This is a genomic window from Streptomyces gelaticus, from assembly GCF_014649535.1.
Taxonomy (GTDB): Bacteria; Actinomycetota; Actinomycetes; order Streptomycetales; family Streptomycetaceae; genus Streptomyces; species Streptomyces gelaticus.
Map to the genome: position 1 here is coordinate 93,489 of NZ_BMTF01000008.1, position 15,201 is coordinate 108,689.

A 15,201-nucleotide genomic window follows, 5' to 3' on the forward strand; every position below is an offset into this window, starting at 1 on the left:
TCGGTGGACACCTCCGTCGCACGGTCCCCGCTCCCGTTCGCACCGGAAGTACCGGTCATGCCGGCCGACGGCGGGGTCCGGTGTCCACCCCTCTGTAGTGGACACCGCACCCGGTTCACGGCACCGTGCCCTCAGGGCTTCTCGCCCTTGGCGTCGACGACGGCGGCCTCGATCCGGGCTTCGCTGTTGAGGATCTGTCCCGCCTTGAACGTGAACGTCTGGCGCTCCACCTTGCCGTCGGAGAGCGTGGACGCGTAGTCCTCGGCCACCACGAAACGCATTCCGGCGTAGCTGAAGTCGTGCGGGTCGAGCAGGATCTCCCGCTGCTCATGGCCGCCGTCCTCCTTCCGGGTGATGGCGATCGCCTCGCGGCCGGCCGCGTCCTTCACCAGGTGGTCGGTGACGCGCACGCCGGGGATGGTGGCCATGGCCCGGTAGATCCGGGCGAGGGCGGCCGGTGCGACCGGGTACGCCTCGGCCATCAGCCCGATCGCGCGGAAGCTGTGCTGCGCCTCGCCCTCGGGCGCGCTCTCGGCCGTGTCGCCGGTCGGGTAGAAGGAGCGGATCTGCGCCAGCACCCGTGCCGGGTCGTCGGGCAGCGTGTTCGCGGCCCGGTATACCTGGCGTGCCGTGCGGTAGTCGGAGTCCTTGCCGTTCCTGGCCGCGGCGGAGTTGTCGTACGGAACCCAGCTGTCGGGGTCGTACGTGACGGTGCCGCGGGGCGAGTTGTTCCGATAGGCCTGCGAGGCCGACTGCACCGTCCTGGTGTAGATCCACTGGTCGTCGCGCGGCTCCGGCCCGGCCGGCTGCTTCTCCAGCGCGTCGGCGGCCCGGTTCAGCACCTCGGCCGGGCTGTCCAGCCGCAGCGTCCCGGCGGCCGAGGCGGGCCCGGAGCGCGCGGGCCCGGCGGCGTCGCCGAGCTGGGTGCCGAGTACCGCCGCCACGGTGATCGCCGCGGCGGCGCCGGCCGCGGCGACACGCCAGTCCGCCCGCAGGCGCCGGACGCGTCGGCCCGATGCCGCGGCCTCGGTGAGCCGCTGCCGGCCCGGGGCGAGCGCTTGGCGGCCGGGAACGGGCGCGTCCGCGCGGAACTCGCGCAGCTGGGTCATTTCGTCCATGACGGGGTCAGCTCCATGGCGTCGGGCGTGAACGAGGGGTCCAGGCAGAGGGCCTCGCGGACCTTGCGGCGGGCGCGGTTGAGCCGGGACCGTACGGTCCCGAGCGGGATGCCCAGCGCCTCGGCGACCTCCTGATACCCGAGGTCGGCCCAGGCGACGAGCAGCAGTACATGGCGGTCGCCCGGCGAGAGCGCGGCGAGCGCCACCGCCAGGGGCGCCTGGGCGGCGATCCGGTCGTCGCAGCGGTCGCTCCAGGAAGCGGCCACCAGGTCCTGACCGGTACGGGCCAAGGCCCGCAGCCCGCGCTCCTCGCTGCGCCGGTGCTTGCCGATCAGGTTCGCGGCGATGCCGTACAGCCAGGGACGGGCGCTGGGGCGGGAACTGTCGAAGCGGCGCCGGGAGCGGAAGGCGATGAGGAAGGTCTCCGCCGTGATGTCGTCCGCCGCACCCTCCCCGAGGCGGCGGGCGGCATAGCGGTGGATGTCCGGTGCGTGACGGTCGTAGAGACCGGCGAATATCTCGGGCTCCTCCAGGGACTGCGCGATGACCTCGGCGTCGTCGCGGGGGCTGGCCGGTGGTCCGGTCACATCGGCTCCTGGGTCTCGGTGGGAGAGCGTGTCACCCCTTGTTCCCCGCCGCGGCCGGAAAGGTTCACAGGGTATGCGGGGCGCTCACCCCGTACGCCGCCCCGGTCCCCTCCCCGCTCGGCCGCGCGCCACGCCGTCCTCCCTGCCGCCCCGTTCGCCTTCTGCGACGATGCGAAGAAGAGGGGCGGGTGACCAGGAAGGGAACGGTATGTGCGGAATCGTCGGTTACGTCGGTGGACAGTCGGCGCAGGACGTCGTCGTCGCGGGTCTCAAGCGCCTCGAATACCGGGGCTACGACTCGGCGGGCCTCGCCGTGGTCGCGGACGGCGGCCTGGCCGCCGCCAAGAAGGCCGGCAAGCTCGTCAATCTGGAGAAGGCACTGGCCGAGGCGCCGCTGCCGGCCGGGACCACCGGGATCGGACACACCCGCTGGGCCACCCACGGCGCCCCCACCGACACCAACGCCCACCCGCACCTCGACAACGCGGGCCGCGTCGCCGTCGTGCACAACGGGATCATCGAGAACTTCGCCGCTCTGCGCGCCGAACTCGCCGAGCGCGGCCACGAGCTGGCCTCCGAGACCGACACCGAGGTCGTCGCGCATCTGCTGGCCGAGGCGTTCTCCTCCTGCGCCGACCCGGCGGAGGCGATGCGGCAGGTCTGCCGTCGGCTGGAGGGCGCCTTCACCCTCGTCGCCGTGCACGCGGACGCGCCCGGCACCGTGGTCGGGGCCCGGCGCAACTCGCCGCTCGTGGTGGGGCTGGGGGAGGACGAGTCGTTCCTGGCCTCCGACGTCGCCGCGTTCATCGCGCACACCCGCTCCGCGATCGAGCTGGGCCAGGACCAGGTGGTCGAGCTGCGCCGCGAGGGGGTCACCGTCACCGACTTCGACGGGCGGCCCGCCGAGGTCCGCACGTACCACGTGGACTGGGACGTCTCCGCCGCCGAGAAGGGCGGCCACGACTACTTCATGCTCAAGGAGATCGCCGAACAGCCCAGGGCCGTCGCCGACACGCTCCTCGGCCGGATCGACGGCTCGGGCTCGCTCCGCCTCGACGAGGTACGCATCCCGCCGCACGAACTGCGCGAGGTCGACAAGGTCGTCATCGTGGCCTGCGGCACCGCCTTCCACTCCGGGATGATCGCCAAGTACGCCATCGAGCACTGGACCCGCATCCCCTGCGAGACCGAGCTGGCCAGCGAGTTCCGCTACCGCGACCCGATCCTCGACCAGCGCACCCTGGTCGTCGCGATCTCGCAGTCCGGCGAGACGATGGACACCCTGATGGCCCTGCGGCACGCCCGCGAACAGGGCGCCAAGGTCCTCGCCATCTGCAACACGAACGGCTCCACCATCCCCCGCGAGTCCGACGCCGTGCTCTACACGCACGCCGGCCCCGAGGTCGCCGTCGCCTCCACCAAGGCCTTCCTCACCCAGCTGGTCGCCTGCTACCTCGTCGCCCTGTACCTCGGACAGATCCGCGGGACGAAGTGGGGCGACGAGATCCGCACCGTCATCCGCCAGCTCTCCGAGATCTCCGGCGCCGTCGAACGTGTCCTGGGAACCATGGAGCCGGTACGCGAACTCGCCCGCTCCCTCGCCGGTCACGACACCGTGCTCTTCCTCGGCCGCCATGTCGGCTATCCGGTGGCGCTGGAAGGCGCCCTGAAGCTCAAGGAGCTCGCGTACATGCACGCCGAGGGCTTCGCCGCCGGCGAGCTCAAGCACGGCCCGATCGCGCTCATCGAGGACGGCCTCCCGGTCGTGGTGGTGGTGCCGTCGCCGCGCGGCCGGTCGCTGCTGCACGACAAGGTCGTGTCGAACATCCAGGAGATCCGGGCCCGCGGCGCCCGTACCGTCGTCATCGCCGAGGAGGGCGACGAGGCGGTCGTCCCGTACGCCGACCACCTGATCCGGATTCCCGTTACGCCTACGCTTCTTCAGCCGCTGGTGTCGACCGTGCCGTTGCAGGTATTCGCCTGCGAACTGGCGACGGCCCGCGGCAACGACGTGGACCAGCCGCGCAATCTGGCGAAGTCCGTGACCGTGGAGTAGCGAGGGATGAGGGAACACGCGTGATCATCGGGGTCGGGATCGACGTGGCCGAGATCGAACGGTTCGACGCGGCGCTGGAGCGTACGCCGCAGATGGCCGAACGGCTCTTCGTGGAAACGGAGTTGATGCTGCCCAGCGGTGAGCGGCGCGGTATCGCCTCGCTCGCCGCCAGGTTCGCCGCGAAGGAGGCCCTCGCGAAGGCGCTCGGCGCGCCCGCCGGACTGCTCTGGACGGACGCCGAGGTGTACGTCGAGGACAGCGGGCAGCCCCGGCTGCGGGTCCGCGGCACCGTCGCCGCCCGCGCCGCCGAGCTGGGCGTGCGGCACTGGCACGTGTCGCTCAGCCACGACGCGGGGGTGGCGTCGGCCGTGGTGATCGCGGAGGGTTGAGCACATGCGCAGCGCCTACAGCGTCGAGACCGTACGGGCCGCCGAGCGGGCCCTGATGTCCAGGCTGCCCGAGGGCGCGCTGATGCAGCGCGCCGCCGCCGGCCTTGCCGCGGCCTGCGTCGACGTGCTGCGGCGGCGCGGTCGGGTGTACGGGTCCCGGGTCGTCCTCCTCGTCGGCAGCGGCGACAACGGGGGCGACGCGCTGTACGCGGGCGCCCGGCTCGCCCGCCGGGGCGCCGGTGTGCGCGCCGTGCTCACCTCGCCGGACCGCGCCCACGAGAGCGGCCTCGCGGCCCTGCTCGCGGCCGGCGGGCGGATCGCGGAGGGCGCGGACGTCTGGGGCGGCCACATCGATCTCGTGGTGGACGGGATCACCGGCATCGGCGGCCGGGGCGGGCTGCGTCCGGGCGCCGCCGAGCTGGTGCGGGCCTTCGCGGCGACCGGCGCGCCGCTCGTCGCCGTCGACCTGCCCAGCGGGGTCGAGGCCGGCACCGGCGAGGTGCTCGGGGACGCGGTGCGCGCCGATGTGACCGTCACCTTCGGCACGTACAAGCCGGGCCTGCTCGTCGATCCCGCCGCCGAACGGGCCGGTGCGCTGCACCTCGTCGACATCGGGCTCGGGCCCGAACTGCCGGACGTACCCGAGCTGGAGGCGCTCCAGTACGCGGACCTCGCAGCCCTGCTGCCCGTCCCCGGCGCCGAGAGCGACAAGTACCGTCGCGGGGTCGTCGGCGTCGTCGCCGGTTCCGCGCGCTACCCGGGCGCGGCGGTGCTGGCCGTGTCCGGGGCGCTGCGGGGCGGTGCGGGGGCGGTGCGGTACGTCGGTCCGGGCGCGGACGCGGTGATCGCCCGTCACCCCGAGACACTGGTCCACGCGGGGCCGCCGTCGAAGGCCGGGCGGGTGCAGGCCTGGGTCGTCGGGCCCGGACTCGGTGACGGTGCAAAGGCCGCGGAGGCGGTCCGGGACGTGCTGGCGGCGGACGTCGCGGTCCTGGTGGACGCGGACGGGTTGCGGCTGCTGGACGCCGCCGCCCTGCGCGCGCGCACCGCCCCGACCGTCCTCACCCCGCACGCCGGCGAGGCCGCCGCGCTGCTCGGCGTCCCGCGCGAAGAGGTCGAGGCGGGGCGGCTCGCCGCCGTACGGGAACTGGCCGTCCGCTACCGCGCCACGGTCCTGCTCAAGGGCTCGACGACCCTGGTCGCCACCGACGACCCGGCCACTCCCGTACGGGTCAATCCCACCGGCACCTCCTGGCTGGCCACGGCAGGCAGCGGCGACGTCCTCTCCGGGCTGACCGGCTCCCTGCTGGCCGCGGGCCTCGCCCCGCGCGACGCCGCGTCGGCCGGCGCCCATCTGCACGGACTCGCCGCCCGCCATGCATCCGACGGCTCGCCCGTCGCCGCGCAGGACGTCGCGGAGGCGATCCCGGTGGCGTGGCGGGACGTACGGGCCTGAGTGATCCTGGGCGCAGCGGGGATCGACCGCAGCCGACAGGAGGGCCGATCGTGGGCAGCAGCGAGGTACGCGTACGCCGGGTGTACGAGCCGAAGGAGGACGGCGACGGCACCCGCGTGCTCGTCGACCGGCTCTGGCCGCGCGGCAAATCCAAGGAGAGGGCCGCGATCGACAAGTGGCTCAAGGACATCACCCCGTCGAACGAGCTCCGCGACTGGTACCACGAGAACCGCACCGGGACCCGCTACGACGAGTTCGTCGAGCGCTACCGCACCGAACTGGCCGACCCCGTCCACACGGCGGCCGTCCGTGAACTGGTCGAACTGGTCCGCGCGGGCGGCCCGGTGACCCTGGTCACCGCCGTCAAGGACGTACCGCACAGCCATGTCCCGGTCATCGTCGACCAGCTGGAACACGAGCTGCGCCGGCACTGAGAGGTCACCCCGACAGCCTCCGGGGCGCCCTGCCGCCCGAGGACCCTGCCGTACGCCTCTGAGAGACTGGGCGCGATGAACGAGACAGCGTCCTTGAGAGCCCGAGCCGAGATCGACCTCGCCGCACTGCGTGCCAACGTGCGAACGCTGCGCGCGCGGGCGGGCAGCGCGCAACTCATGGCCGTCGTCAAATCCGACGGGTACGGGCACGGGGCGGTGCCCTGTGCCCGCGCCGCGCTGGAGGCCGGGGCGACCTGGCTGGGCACCGCCACGCCGCAGGAGGCGCTCGCTCTGCGGGAGGCCGGGCTCGGCGGCCGGGTGATGTGCTGGCTGTGGACCCCGGGCGGCCCCTGGCGCGAGGCGATCGAGGCCGACATCGATGTGTCGGTGAGCGGGATGTGGGCTCTGCGCGAGGCCGTCGCCGCGGCCACGGAGGCGGGCATCCCGGCCCGGATCCAGCTCAAGGCCGACACCGGCCTCGGGCGCAACGGCTGCCAGCCCGCCGACTGGCCGGAGCTGGTCGCCGCCGCCCGCGCCGCCGAGGACGCGGGCACCGTCCGGATCACCGGCCTGTGGTCCCACTTCGCCTGCGCCGACGAGCCCGGCCACCCCTCCATCGCAGCCCAGCTGGCCTTGTTCCAGGACATGGTGGCGCACGCGGAGAAGGAGGGCGTCGACCCCGAGGTGCGCCACATGGCCAACTCCCCGGCGGCGCTGACGATCCCCGAGGCGCACTTCGACCTGGTGCGGACCGGGATCGCGATGTACGGCATCTCGCCCAGCCCCGAGCTGGGCACCCCGGCCGACTTCGGGCTGCGCCCCGTCATGACGCTCGTCGCATCGGTCGCCCTGGTCAAGCAGGTGCCGGCCGGTCACGGGATCAGCTACGGCCACCACTACACGACCTCCGCCGAGACCACCCTGGGCCTGGTGCCGGTCGGCTACGCGGACGGCATCCCGCGCCACGCCTCCGGAAGCGCCCCGGTCCTGGTCGGCGGCGCCATCCGGCGGATCGCCGGCCGGGTGGCCATGGACCAGTTCGTCGTCGACCTCGACGGGGACGAGGTCGAGGTCGGCAGCGAGGCGGTGCTCTTCGGCCCGGGGGACCGGGGCGAGCCGAGCGCCGAGGACTGGGCGCAGGCCGCCGGCACGATCGCGTACGAGATCGTCACCCGGATCAGCACCCGCGTACCGCGCGTGCACCTGCACGCGAGCCCGGCCGAGTCCTGACCGATCGTGCATCGCTGACCAGGCACGATCTGATCAGGACCGGAACAGACCGGCCCTGACCTGACGGATACGACCGACGAGGAGCGCGGCAGGGTGAGCGAGATCAGCGCGGGGGACGCGGTGACGACGGCTGCTACGGCGGTCGGCTGGCGCCGGGCGGGTATCGCCGGAGCGGCCATAGGCGTGATCGCGGCGGGTGCGGCGGCAGGCGTCGCGGTCGAGCGGCTCACCGTCGGCCGGGGCATGCGCAGAAAGGCCATGCTGGCCCTGGACGCCACCGGGCCGTACGGCTCGCTGCGCGGACTGCCGGGCCGGGCCACCGCCGACGACGGCACCGAGCTGTACTACGAGGTCGACGAGGTCGAACCGGCCGGCGCCGCGGGGACCGCCGCGGGCGGTGGTGAGGCGGCCGGCTCCGGCACGCGCCGCCGCAGGCTCTTCGGCCGCAAGGATCCCGCGCCGGTCACCGTGGTCTTCAGCCACGGCTACTGCCTCAGCCAGGACTCCTGGCACTTCCAGCGGGCGGCGCTGCGCGGGCTGGTGCGCACCGTCCACTGGGACCAGCGCAGCCACGGCCGCTCCGAGCGGGGCCGGGCCCAGGCGGACGGGGTGGCGGTCGGCATCGACCAGCTCGGCCGAGACCTGAAGGCGGTGATCGACGCGGCGGCACCCGAGGGCAGGCTGGTGCTGGTCGGGCACTCGATGGGCGGCATGACGATGATGGCGCTCGCCGAGCAGTACCCCCAGCTCATCCGGGACCGCGTCGCCTCCGTGGCCTTCGTCGGCACATCCAGCGGGAAGCTCGGCGAGGTCAGTTTCGGGCTGCCGGTCGCGGGCGTGAACGCGGTCCGCCGGGTGCTGCCCGGGGTGCTCAGAGCGCTCGGCTCCCAGGCCGAGCTGGTGGAACGGGGCCGCCGGGCGACCGCCGACCTCTTCGCCGGGCTGATCAAGCGGTACTCGTTCGGTTCGCGGGACGTGGACCCGGCGGTCGAACGGTTCGCCGAGCGGCTCATCGAATCCACTCCGATCGATGTGGTCGCCGAGTTCTACCCGGCCTTCACCGAACACGACAAGAGTCACGCCCTGCCCGCCTTCCGTGACCTCCCGGTGCTGATCCTGGCGGGCGACAAGGACCTGGTGACGCCCAGCTCGCACAGCGAGACCATCGCGGACCAGCTCCCGGAGGCGGAGCTGGTCATCGTCCCGGACGGCGGTCATCTGGTGATGCTGGAGCACCCCGAGACGGTCACGGACCGACTGGCGGACCTGCTGGTACGCGTCGGGGCGGTGCCGGCAGCGGCTAACGTTGGCGGACATGGAAGCACCGCACAACAGCCTGGCGACTGAGGCCACCGAGGGTGCCGCGCCGGGCACCGTCACCTTGAGCCTGGCCGTCGAGTCCCCCGAAGAGATGCAGGCGCTCGGCCGCCGGATCGCCGCGATCCTGCGGCCCGGCGACCTCGTGATGCTCACCGGCGAGCTCGGCGCCGGGAAGACGACGCTGACCCGGGGCCTCGGCGAGGGCCTCGGAGTGCGCGGCGCGGTGACGTCCCCCACCTTCGTGATCGCCCGTGTCCACCCGTCGCTGACCGGCGGTCCGGCGCTGGTCCACGTCGACGCGTACCGCCTGGGCGGCGGGCTCGACGAGATGGAGGACCTGGACCTCGATGTGTCGCTGCCCGAGTCGGTGGTGGTCGTGGAGTGGGGCGACGGCAAGGTCGAGGAGCTCTCGGACGACCGGCTGCAGGTGGTGATCGACCGCGCGGTCGGCGACACGGACGAGGAGCGGCGCGAGGTGACGCTGGTCGGGATCGGCGCGCGCTGGGCGGGACTGCGCGAGGTCTGACCGCGCGGCCGGATTCCGACAGGCTGTCGGCAAATTCTTGCGCCGGGCGGTGCGGGCGTGGTCACATGGATGGCGAGAGCTGGTCAGGCGTGCCTAACCACGCCTTCCACCGGAGCCTCAGGAGGCATCCATGGCGATGTCCGCCGAACGTGAAGTGCCGCCGCCGTCGATGAAGGACCTGCTGGCAGCCTGTGCCGCGGCCACGGCGGTCTCCACGCCGCCACCGCCCGCGGAAGAGGACGAGGACGAGGGCGACGGAGATCCGGCCGCCCCCGGCTCCGGATCCGGATCCGGCCTTCCCGAGCCCAGGGCGTCCTGACCGCGGGACGGCCCTCAGGGAAGGACGACCACCTTCGTGCCCACCAGCGCGAAGTCCCACATCGCGTCCCCGTCGGCCCGGGACATCCGCACGCCACCCGTCTTCAGCGTCGGGTCCGGGCTCTCCATCGAGCCGTCCACCGCAGCGCTGAAGCCCACGGCGACGTTGTCCACCATCGCGAACCGCACCACGTGCTCGATCATCACGCCGTCCGAGCCCTTGGTGGGGGCTCCCGTGCGCGGGGTGTTCACCCGATAGGTGCCGGGGAGCGGATTCAGTGTGCTCGGCATGACCTCGAAGGTCCGGGTCGCCTTCCCGTCCGCGTCGACGAGCCACACCCGGCGGTCCTCCAGCGCGTACACGACCCGCTTCCCGGTGCCGGAGTCTACGGGGAGCGCGACCGGGCGCGACTTCTCCTTCGGCTTCGCGCGCTCGGTGGCGGTGGCGGAAGGCTTCGGCCTGGGGGCCGCGACGCTGTCGGGGGCGTTGGCCGATGCCTGGAAGGCCAGGACGCCGACGGCGACGAGCGCCGCCGCAGTGAGCCCGGCCACGATTCCCGAGCTGCCCCTAGACACCGTGCGCGCCCCTTTCGCTTCCGTATGTCGTACAAGCGTTTAGCGTTTACGTCGTACCCGCGTGTGCACGGTGACGGTAGCAGCCGGGACCGGTCGGGCCGGGACGCCGTACGGGGCGCCGTGCCCCCGTCGGCGGAGCCGTAGGCTGTTTGCGTGCTCTTGCTCGCCGTGGATACCGCCACCCCCGCCGTCACCGTCGCCCTTCACGACGGGACCTCCGTCGTCGCCGAGTCCGGACAGGTCGACGCCCGAAGGCACGGGGAGCTGCTGCTGCCCGCCGTCGACCGGGTGCTCGCCGAGGCCGGTGTGAAACTCGACGCCGTGACGGACGTGGTCGTCGGCGTCGGCCCCGGACCGTACACCGGGCTCCGGGTCGGCCTGGTCACCGCCGCGACCTTCGGCTCCGCCCTCTCCGTCCCCGTGCACGGGCTGTGCACCCTGGACGGTCTCGCGTACGCCGCGGGCCGGGCCGGGCTCCAGGGCCCGTTCGCCGTCGCGACGGACGCCCGCCGCAAGGAGGTCTACTGGGCGAGGTACGACGACCCGCGCACCCGAGTCACCGGGCCCGCCGTCGACCGGCCCGCCGACATCGCCGGACAGCTCGCCGGGCTCCCCGTCGTCGGCGCGGGCGCGGTGCTCTACCCCGAGGCGTTCCCGGACGCCCGGGAGCCCGAGCACGTCAGCGCCGGCGCCCTGGCCGCCCTCGCCGCCGAGCGGCTCGCCGCGGGCGCGGAGCTGCTGCCGCCGCAGCCGCTCTACCTCCGCAGGCCCGACGCCCAGGTGCCGAAGAACTACAAGGTGGTCACCCCGAAGTGACGAGCACGACTGCCGTTCTGCGCGAGATGCGCTGGTGGGACATCGATCCGGTGCTGGAACTCGAACACGAGCTGTTCCCGGAGGACGCCTGGTCGGCCGGCATGTTCTGGTCCGAGCTGGCGCACTCCCGCGGCCCCCGAGCCACCCGCCGCTATGTGGTCGCGGAGGACCCCGCCACCGGCCGGATCGTCGGCTACGCGGGCCTTGCCGCGGCCGGTGACCTCGCCGATGTGCAGACGATCGGGGTCACCCGCGACCACTGGGGCGGCGGTCTCGGCTCCGTGCTCCTCACCGACCTGCTGAAGCACGCCACGGCCTTCGAGTGCGCCGAGGTGCTGCTCGAAGTCCGCGTCGACAACACCCGGGCCCAGAAGCTCTACGAACGCTTCGGCTTCGAACCGATCGGCTTCCGCCGCGGCTACTACCAGCCGGGCAACATCGACGCACTCGTCATGCGCCTCCACGTACAAGAACACGTACAAGAACACGTGCAAGAACACGTACAGGAAACAGAGACTGACTGATGGCTGACGAACCGCTCGTACTCGGCATCGAGACCTCCTGCGACGAGACCGGTGTCGGCATCGTCCGGGGTACGACGCTGCTCGCCGACGCCGTCGCGTCCAGCGTCGATACGCACGCCCGCTTCGGCGGCGTCGTCCCGGAGATCGCCTCCCGCGCCCATCTGGAGGCGATGGTCCCCACCATCGAGCGCGCCCTGAAGGAGGCCGGGATCAGCGCCCGCGACCTCGACGGCATCTCCGTCACCGCGGGCCCCGGGCTCGCGGGCGCGCTGCTGGTCGGCGTATCGGCGGCGAAGGCGTACGCGTACGCGCTGAACAAGCCGCTCTACGGGGTGAACCACCTCGCCTCGCACATCTGCGTGGACCAGCTGGAGCACGGCCCGCTGCCCGAGCCGACGATGGCGCTGCTGGTCAGCGGCGGCCACTCCTCGCTGCTGCTCGCGCCGGACATCACCAACGACGTACGGCCGCTGGGCGCGACCATCGACGACGCGGCGGGCGAGGCCTTCGACAAGATCGCCCGGGTGCTGGACCTCGGTTTCCCCGGCGGCCCGGTCATCGACCGGCTGGCGAAGGAGGGCGACCCGGCCGCGATCGCGTTCCCGCGCGGGCTCACCGGCTCGCGCGATCCCGCCTACGACTTCTCCTTCTCCGGTCTGAAGACCTCGGTGGCCCGCTGGATCGAGGCCAAGCGGGCGGCGGGCGAGGAGGTGCCGGTACGGGACGTGGCGGCGTCCTTCCAGGAGGCCGTCGTGGACGTGCTCACCCGCAAGGCCGTCCGGGCCTGCAAGGACGAGGGGGTCGACCACCTGATGATCGGCGGCGGTGTGGCGGCCAACTCGCGGTTGCGGGCGCTGGCCGAGGACCGGTGCGAGCGGGCCGGCATCCGGCTGCGGGTGCCGCGCCCCGGGCTGTGCACGGACAACGGCGCGATGGTCGCGGCGCTGGGCGCGGAGATGGTGGCCCGGGGCAGGCCGGCCTCCGACCTGGAGCTGTCCGCGGACTCCTCGCTGCCGGTGACCGACACCCACGTGCCGGGCGCCCACGACCACGACCACGTCCACGAGATCAGCAAGGACAACCTCTACTCATGACCGTCGCACTCATGTGGGAGGCCCGCGCCGTGGCCGGCCGGGGCGCCGAACTCCTGGAGTGGGCGCGGGCCCGTTCGGGCGAGCTGGCCCGCGAGCCGCTCCGCCGCGAGCTGCTGCGCGCCCCGCAGGACCGGGTCCTGGTCATCACCTGGTGGGCGGGTGAGTACGGCGACGAGCTGCCCGAACTCCCCGAACCGGACGCCGAGCTGATCACCCGCCCGGTGCACCGTTGGCGCTTCGAGTCCCTGGAGGACACCGGCCCCGACGCCGACTGACCGGCCCCTCAGCCGGTGGCGGTTCCCCGGTCGATCAGGCCCCGGACGATCGCGTCGAGCTCGTCCGCCACCTCGTAGTCGGCGGCGTACGCCCGCCACTCGTCCTTGATCGCGACGAGCCGGGGCAGCGTCGCCGCGTCCTGCTCGGTCACCATCTCGGGGAACCAGCGCCTGTTCGGCGGGTTCTGTGCGCGGCGCTCGGCGGCCCGGCGGAAGACCAGGTCGCCGTAGACGTAGCTCCAGATCGTCCGGTACGCGCGTACCGCCTGGGCGGGGGAGAGGCCGCAGGCGAGCGCCGAGTCGATGATCTCCTCGACCATCCACAGCGCGTTCCGGTCGGTCAGCTCGCCCAGCGCCAGGACGTCCAGGACCCAGGGGAGCCGGGCCAGGATGCCGTGCATGTGCACGGCGACGGCGAGCAGCCGCTCGCGAGGGTCCTCGGGCAGCTCGGGGCGGGGGAAGGCGGCCGCGGTGCCGGACAGGGTGAGCATCAGCAGCTCGTCCTTGTCCTGCACGTAGTGGTAGAGCGCCATCGGGGTGGAGCCGAGCTCCTTCGCCACCCGCCGCATGCTCAGGGCGTCCACGCCCTCTTCCTCGATGATGCGCCGCGCGGTGGCGACCATCGCGTCCGGATCGAGCCTGCGTGGCCGCCCCACGGATCGTTTTGCCGGCGCCTGCTTCTTCGCAGGCGCCTTCTTTATGGGCACCTTCTTCGCCGGAGCCTGCTTCTTCTCTGTCCCTGCCACCTCGGCATTGTCCCCCCGTACCGCTGCTCCCGCTCCTTCCCCGGTCCCCTCGCATGCAATTTCTATACGCGTATAGTAATGATTCGACCGGATGACCGCGAGGGAAGGGGACGTCGTGAACGATCAGTCATGGCACACACGGTGGCTGCTGGTGGTGGCTCTCGCCGTGCAGTTCATGGTGGCGTTGGACGTGTCGGTGGTGAATGTGGCGCTGCCGGACATGCGCGGCGATCTCGGCTTCACACCCCAGGGGCTGCTGTGGGTGGTGAACGCCTACGCACTGGCCTTCGGCGGGCTGCTGATGCTCGGCGGGCGGCTCGCCGATCTGCTCGGCAGCCGCCGGATCCTGACGGCGGGCCTGGTGCTGTTCGGCGTGGCGAGCCTGGCGGGCGGGCTCGCCCGGTCCCCCGGCGGGCTGATCGCCGCGCGGGCGGTGCAGGGGATCGGCGCCGCCGCGCTCGCCCCGGTCGCCTTCGCCCTGATCGCCCTGGCCTTCCCGGCCGGGCCCGCCCGCTCCCGCGCCCTGGGGCTGTGGGGCATGGCGGGCGCGGCGGGCGGGGCGGTGGGCGTGCTGGCGGGCGGGGTGCTCACCGACGCGGCGGGCTGGCGCGCGGTGATGCTGGTGAACGTGCCGATCGTGGGGTTCGCGCTGGTGGGGGCCGTGCGCAGCGGGCTGCGGGGCGAGTCGCCCCGGACCGATGGCCGGCTCGACGTGGCGGGAGCGCTGCTGGCCACCGTGGGCACGACGCTGCTGGTCCTCGGACTCGTCCGGACGTCGACCGACGGATGGGGGTCGGCCCCGACGCTGGGCACGCTCGGCGCCGCCGTGCTGCTGCTGGCCGTCTTCGTCGTCGTGGAGCTGCGGGCCCGTACTCCGCTGCTGCGTCCCGGACTGCTGAAGGCGCGGCCGGTCCTGACCGCCAATCTCTTCTGCCTGCTGCTGAGTTCCGGGCAGTTCGCCGCGTTCTACTTCGTCTCGCTCTACATGCAGCAGGTGCTCGACTACGGGCCGACCGCCGCCGGTGTCGCGTTCCTGCCGTTCACGGCGGGCGTCCTCACCGGCTCGGTCGTCGCCACCCGTACGGTCGCCGCGCTCGGCACCGGGCGGCTGCTGGCGCTCGGCGGCTTCCTGGCCGCGCTCGGCCTGGCCGGGTTCGCGGCGACGGCGCGGGCGGACGGCGGCTTCCTGTACTCGATCCTCGGCCCGTCCCTGGTCTGCAGCCTCGGTATCGGGATGTGCTTCGTACCGCTCGGCACGGCGGCCACGACCGATGTGACGCCCGAGGAGACGGGCATGGCCTCCGGGCTGCTGAACAGTGCCCGCCAGGTGGGCGGCTCGCTGGGTCTCGCGGTCCTGGTCACCGTCGCCGCCCGGGTCACCGGCGGCGGGGACCGTCCGGCCGACCTGGCGGCCGGGTACGCTGCGGCGTTCTGGGTCTGCGCCGGGCTGCTCGCCGTCGCGGCGCTGGTGGCCCTGGTGCTGCTCCCGGGACGCGGGCGGACCGCCCCGGAGACGGCCTCGGAGACGGCCCCGGCGACCGGCCCCGGGACTGCCTATGTGACCGCTCGGGAGACCGGCCCGGAAATTGCTCAGGAGACGGCGCCGGTGGCCGCTCCGGATTCCGTTTCGGAGACCGTTCCGGTGGCCGGGCCGGAAAATTCTCAGAAGAATTCCCGGGGAGCTGTCGATCCGGCCGGATCCCGTTCGACGCAAGGGTGAGAGGCGGGGAAAGCCC

At 73.1% G+C, this 15,201-nt stretch carries 17 protein-coding genes; 13 read left to right on the forward strand and 4 right to left on the reverse strand.

Features of this window, described 5'->3' with window-relative positions:
• Window positions 1-131: 131 nt before the first annotated feature.
• Together IE107_RS14460 and IE107_RS14465 are read right to left on the reverse strand one after the other, a co-directional pair.
• A complete protein-coding gene (locus IE107_RS14460) occupies window positions 132-1,118 on the reverse strand; it encodes a CU044_5270 family protein (protein WP_189544146.1) in 987 nt (328 codons plus the stop codon).
• Window positions 1,106-1,705, reverse strand: coding sequence for an RNA polymerase sigma factor (locus IE107_RS14465; protein ID WP_189544147.1), 600 nt, complete (start codon window positions 1,703-1,705; stop codon window positions 1,106-1,108). The genes IE107_RS14460 and IE107_RS14465 overlap by 13 nt, the downstream gene beginning before the upstream one ends.
• A 208-nt stretch (window positions 1,706-1,913) precedes the next feature.
• Between IE107_RS14465 and glmS the strand changes: the two genes are divergently transcribed.
• The 8 genes from glmS (at window position 1,914) to IE107_RS14505 (ending at window position 9,435) form a co-directional block, all read left to right on the forward strand.
• On the forward strand, window positions 1,914-3,761 hold the full coding sequence (glmS, locus tag IE107_RS14470) for a glutamine--fructose-6-phosphate transaminase (isomerizing) (protein ID WP_189544148.1): 1,848 nt from the start codon (window positions 1,914-1,916) through the stop codon (window positions 3,759-3,761).
• Window positions 3,762-3,781: 20 nt separating this feature from the next.
• Window positions 3,782-4,150 carry a holo-ACP synthase gene (locus IE107_RS14475; protein WP_189544149.1) on the forward strand — a complete coding sequence of 123 codons (369 nt, stop codon included), beginning with the start codon at window positions 3,782-3,784 and terminating at the stop codon, window positions 4,148-4,150.
• Between the two features lie 4 nt (window positions 4,151-4,154).
• Window positions 4,155-5,606: an NAD(P)H-hydrate dehydratase gene (locus IE107_RS14480; protein ID WP_189544150.1), complete on the forward strand. Its 1,452-nt coding sequence runs from the start codon at window positions 4,155-4,157 to the stop codon at window positions 5,604-5,606.
• Window positions 5,607-5,653: 47 nt separating this feature from the next.
• Window positions 5,654-6,040, forward strand: coding sequence for a DUF488 domain-containing protein (locus IE107_RS14485; protein ID WP_189544330.1), 387 nt, complete (start codon window positions 5,654-5,656; stop codon window positions 6,038-6,040).
• Between the two features lie 75 nt (window positions 6,041-6,115).
• On the forward strand, window positions 6,116-7,270 hold the full coding sequence (alr, locus tag IE107_RS14490; RefSeq protein ID WP_189544151.1) for an alanine racemase: 1,155 nt from the start codon (window positions 6,116-6,118) through the stop codon (window positions 7,268-7,270).
• Between the two features lie 93 nt (window positions 7,271-7,363).
• Window positions 7,364-8,617, forward strand: coding sequence for an alpha/beta fold hydrolase (locus tag IE107_RS14495; protein WP_189544152.1), 1,254 nt, complete (start codon window positions 7,364-7,366; stop codon window positions 8,615-8,617).
• Entirely contained in the window at window positions 8,586-9,116 is a 531-nt protein-coding gene (gene tsaE / locus IE107_RS14500; protein WP_189544153.1) for a tRNA (adenosine(37)-N6)-threonylcarbamoyltransferase complex ATPase subunit type 1 TsaE, read from the forward strand. Before IE107_RS14495 ends, tsaE begins: the two co-directional genes overlap by 32 nt.
• A 130-nt stretch (window positions 9,117-9,246) precedes the next feature.
• Entirely contained in the window at window positions 9,247-9,435 is a 189-nt protein-coding gene (locus tag IE107_RS14505; protein WP_189544154.1) for a hypothetical protein, read from the forward strand.
• Window positions 9,436-9,449: 14 nt separating this feature from the next.
• Here the strand turns inward: IE107_RS14505 and IE107_RS14510 are convergent, their stop codons facing one another.
• Window positions 9,450-10,010 carry a L,D-transpeptidase gene (locus tag IE107_RS14510; protein WP_189544155.1) on the reverse strand — a complete coding sequence of 187 codons (561 nt, stop codon included), beginning with the start codon at window positions 10,008-10,010 and terminating at the stop codon, window positions 9,450-9,452.
• A 153-nt stretch (window positions 10,011-10,163) separates the two neighbouring features.
• Between IE107_RS14510 and tsaB the strand changes: the two genes are divergently transcribed.
• Genes tsaB through IE107_RS14530 form a run of 4 tightly spaced genes read left to right on the forward strand, consistent with a single transcriptional unit; the run spans window position 10,164 to window position 12,719 of the window.
• Window positions 10,164-10,826: a tRNA (adenosine(37)-N6)-threonylcarbamoyltransferase complex dimerization subunit type 1 TsaB gene (gene tsaB / locus IE107_RS14515; RefSeq protein ID WP_229866920.1), complete on the forward strand. Its 663-nt coding sequence runs from the start codon at window positions 10,164-10,166 to the stop codon at window positions 10,824-10,826.
• The gene (rimI, locus tag IE107_RS14520; protein ID WP_189544156.1) at window positions 10,823-11,350 is read left to right on the forward strand and encodes a ribosomal protein S18-alanine N-acetyltransferase; all 528 of its coding nucleotides are present in this window, start codon (window positions 10,823-10,825) and stop codon (window positions 11,348-11,350) included. The genes tsaB and rimI overlap by 4 nt, the downstream gene beginning before the upstream one ends.
• Window positions 11,350-12,444 (forward strand): tRNA (adenosine(37)-N6)-threonylcarbamoyltransferase complex transferase subunit TsaD, encoded by a 1,095-nt coding sequence (gene tsaD, locus IE107_RS14525; RefSeq protein ID WP_189544157.1) that lies wholly within the window; start codon window positions 11,350-11,352, stop codon window positions 12,442-12,444. The genes rimI and tsaD overlap by 1 nt, the downstream gene beginning before the upstream one ends.
• Window positions 12,441-12,719 (forward strand): hypothetical protein, encoded by a 279-nt coding sequence (locus IE107_RS14530; RefSeq protein ID WP_189544158.1) that lies wholly within the window; start codon window positions 12,441-12,443, stop codon window positions 12,717-12,719. Before tsaD ends, IE107_RS14530 begins: the two co-directional genes overlap by 4 nt.
• 8 nt (window positions 12,720-12,727) lie before the next feature.
• On the opposite strand, the gene IE107_RS14535 is transcribed toward IE107_RS14530, so the two are convergent.
• A complete protein-coding gene (locus tag IE107_RS14535) occupies window positions 12,728-13,465 on the reverse strand; it encodes a TetR/AcrR family transcriptional regulator (RefSeq protein ID WP_373302447.1) in 738 nt (245 codons plus the stop codon).
• A gap of 91 nt (window positions 13,466-13,556) precedes the next feature.
• Here IE107_RS14535 and IE107_RS14540 point away from each other — a divergent pair, with 91 nt between their 5' ends.
• The gene (locus tag IE107_RS14540) at window positions 13,557-15,185 is read left to right on the forward strand and encodes an MFS transporter (protein WP_189544159.1); all 1,629 of its coding nucleotides are present in this window, start codon (window positions 13,557-13,559) and stop codon (window positions 15,183-15,185) included.
• Window positions 15,186-15,201 lie beyond the last annotated feature (16 nt).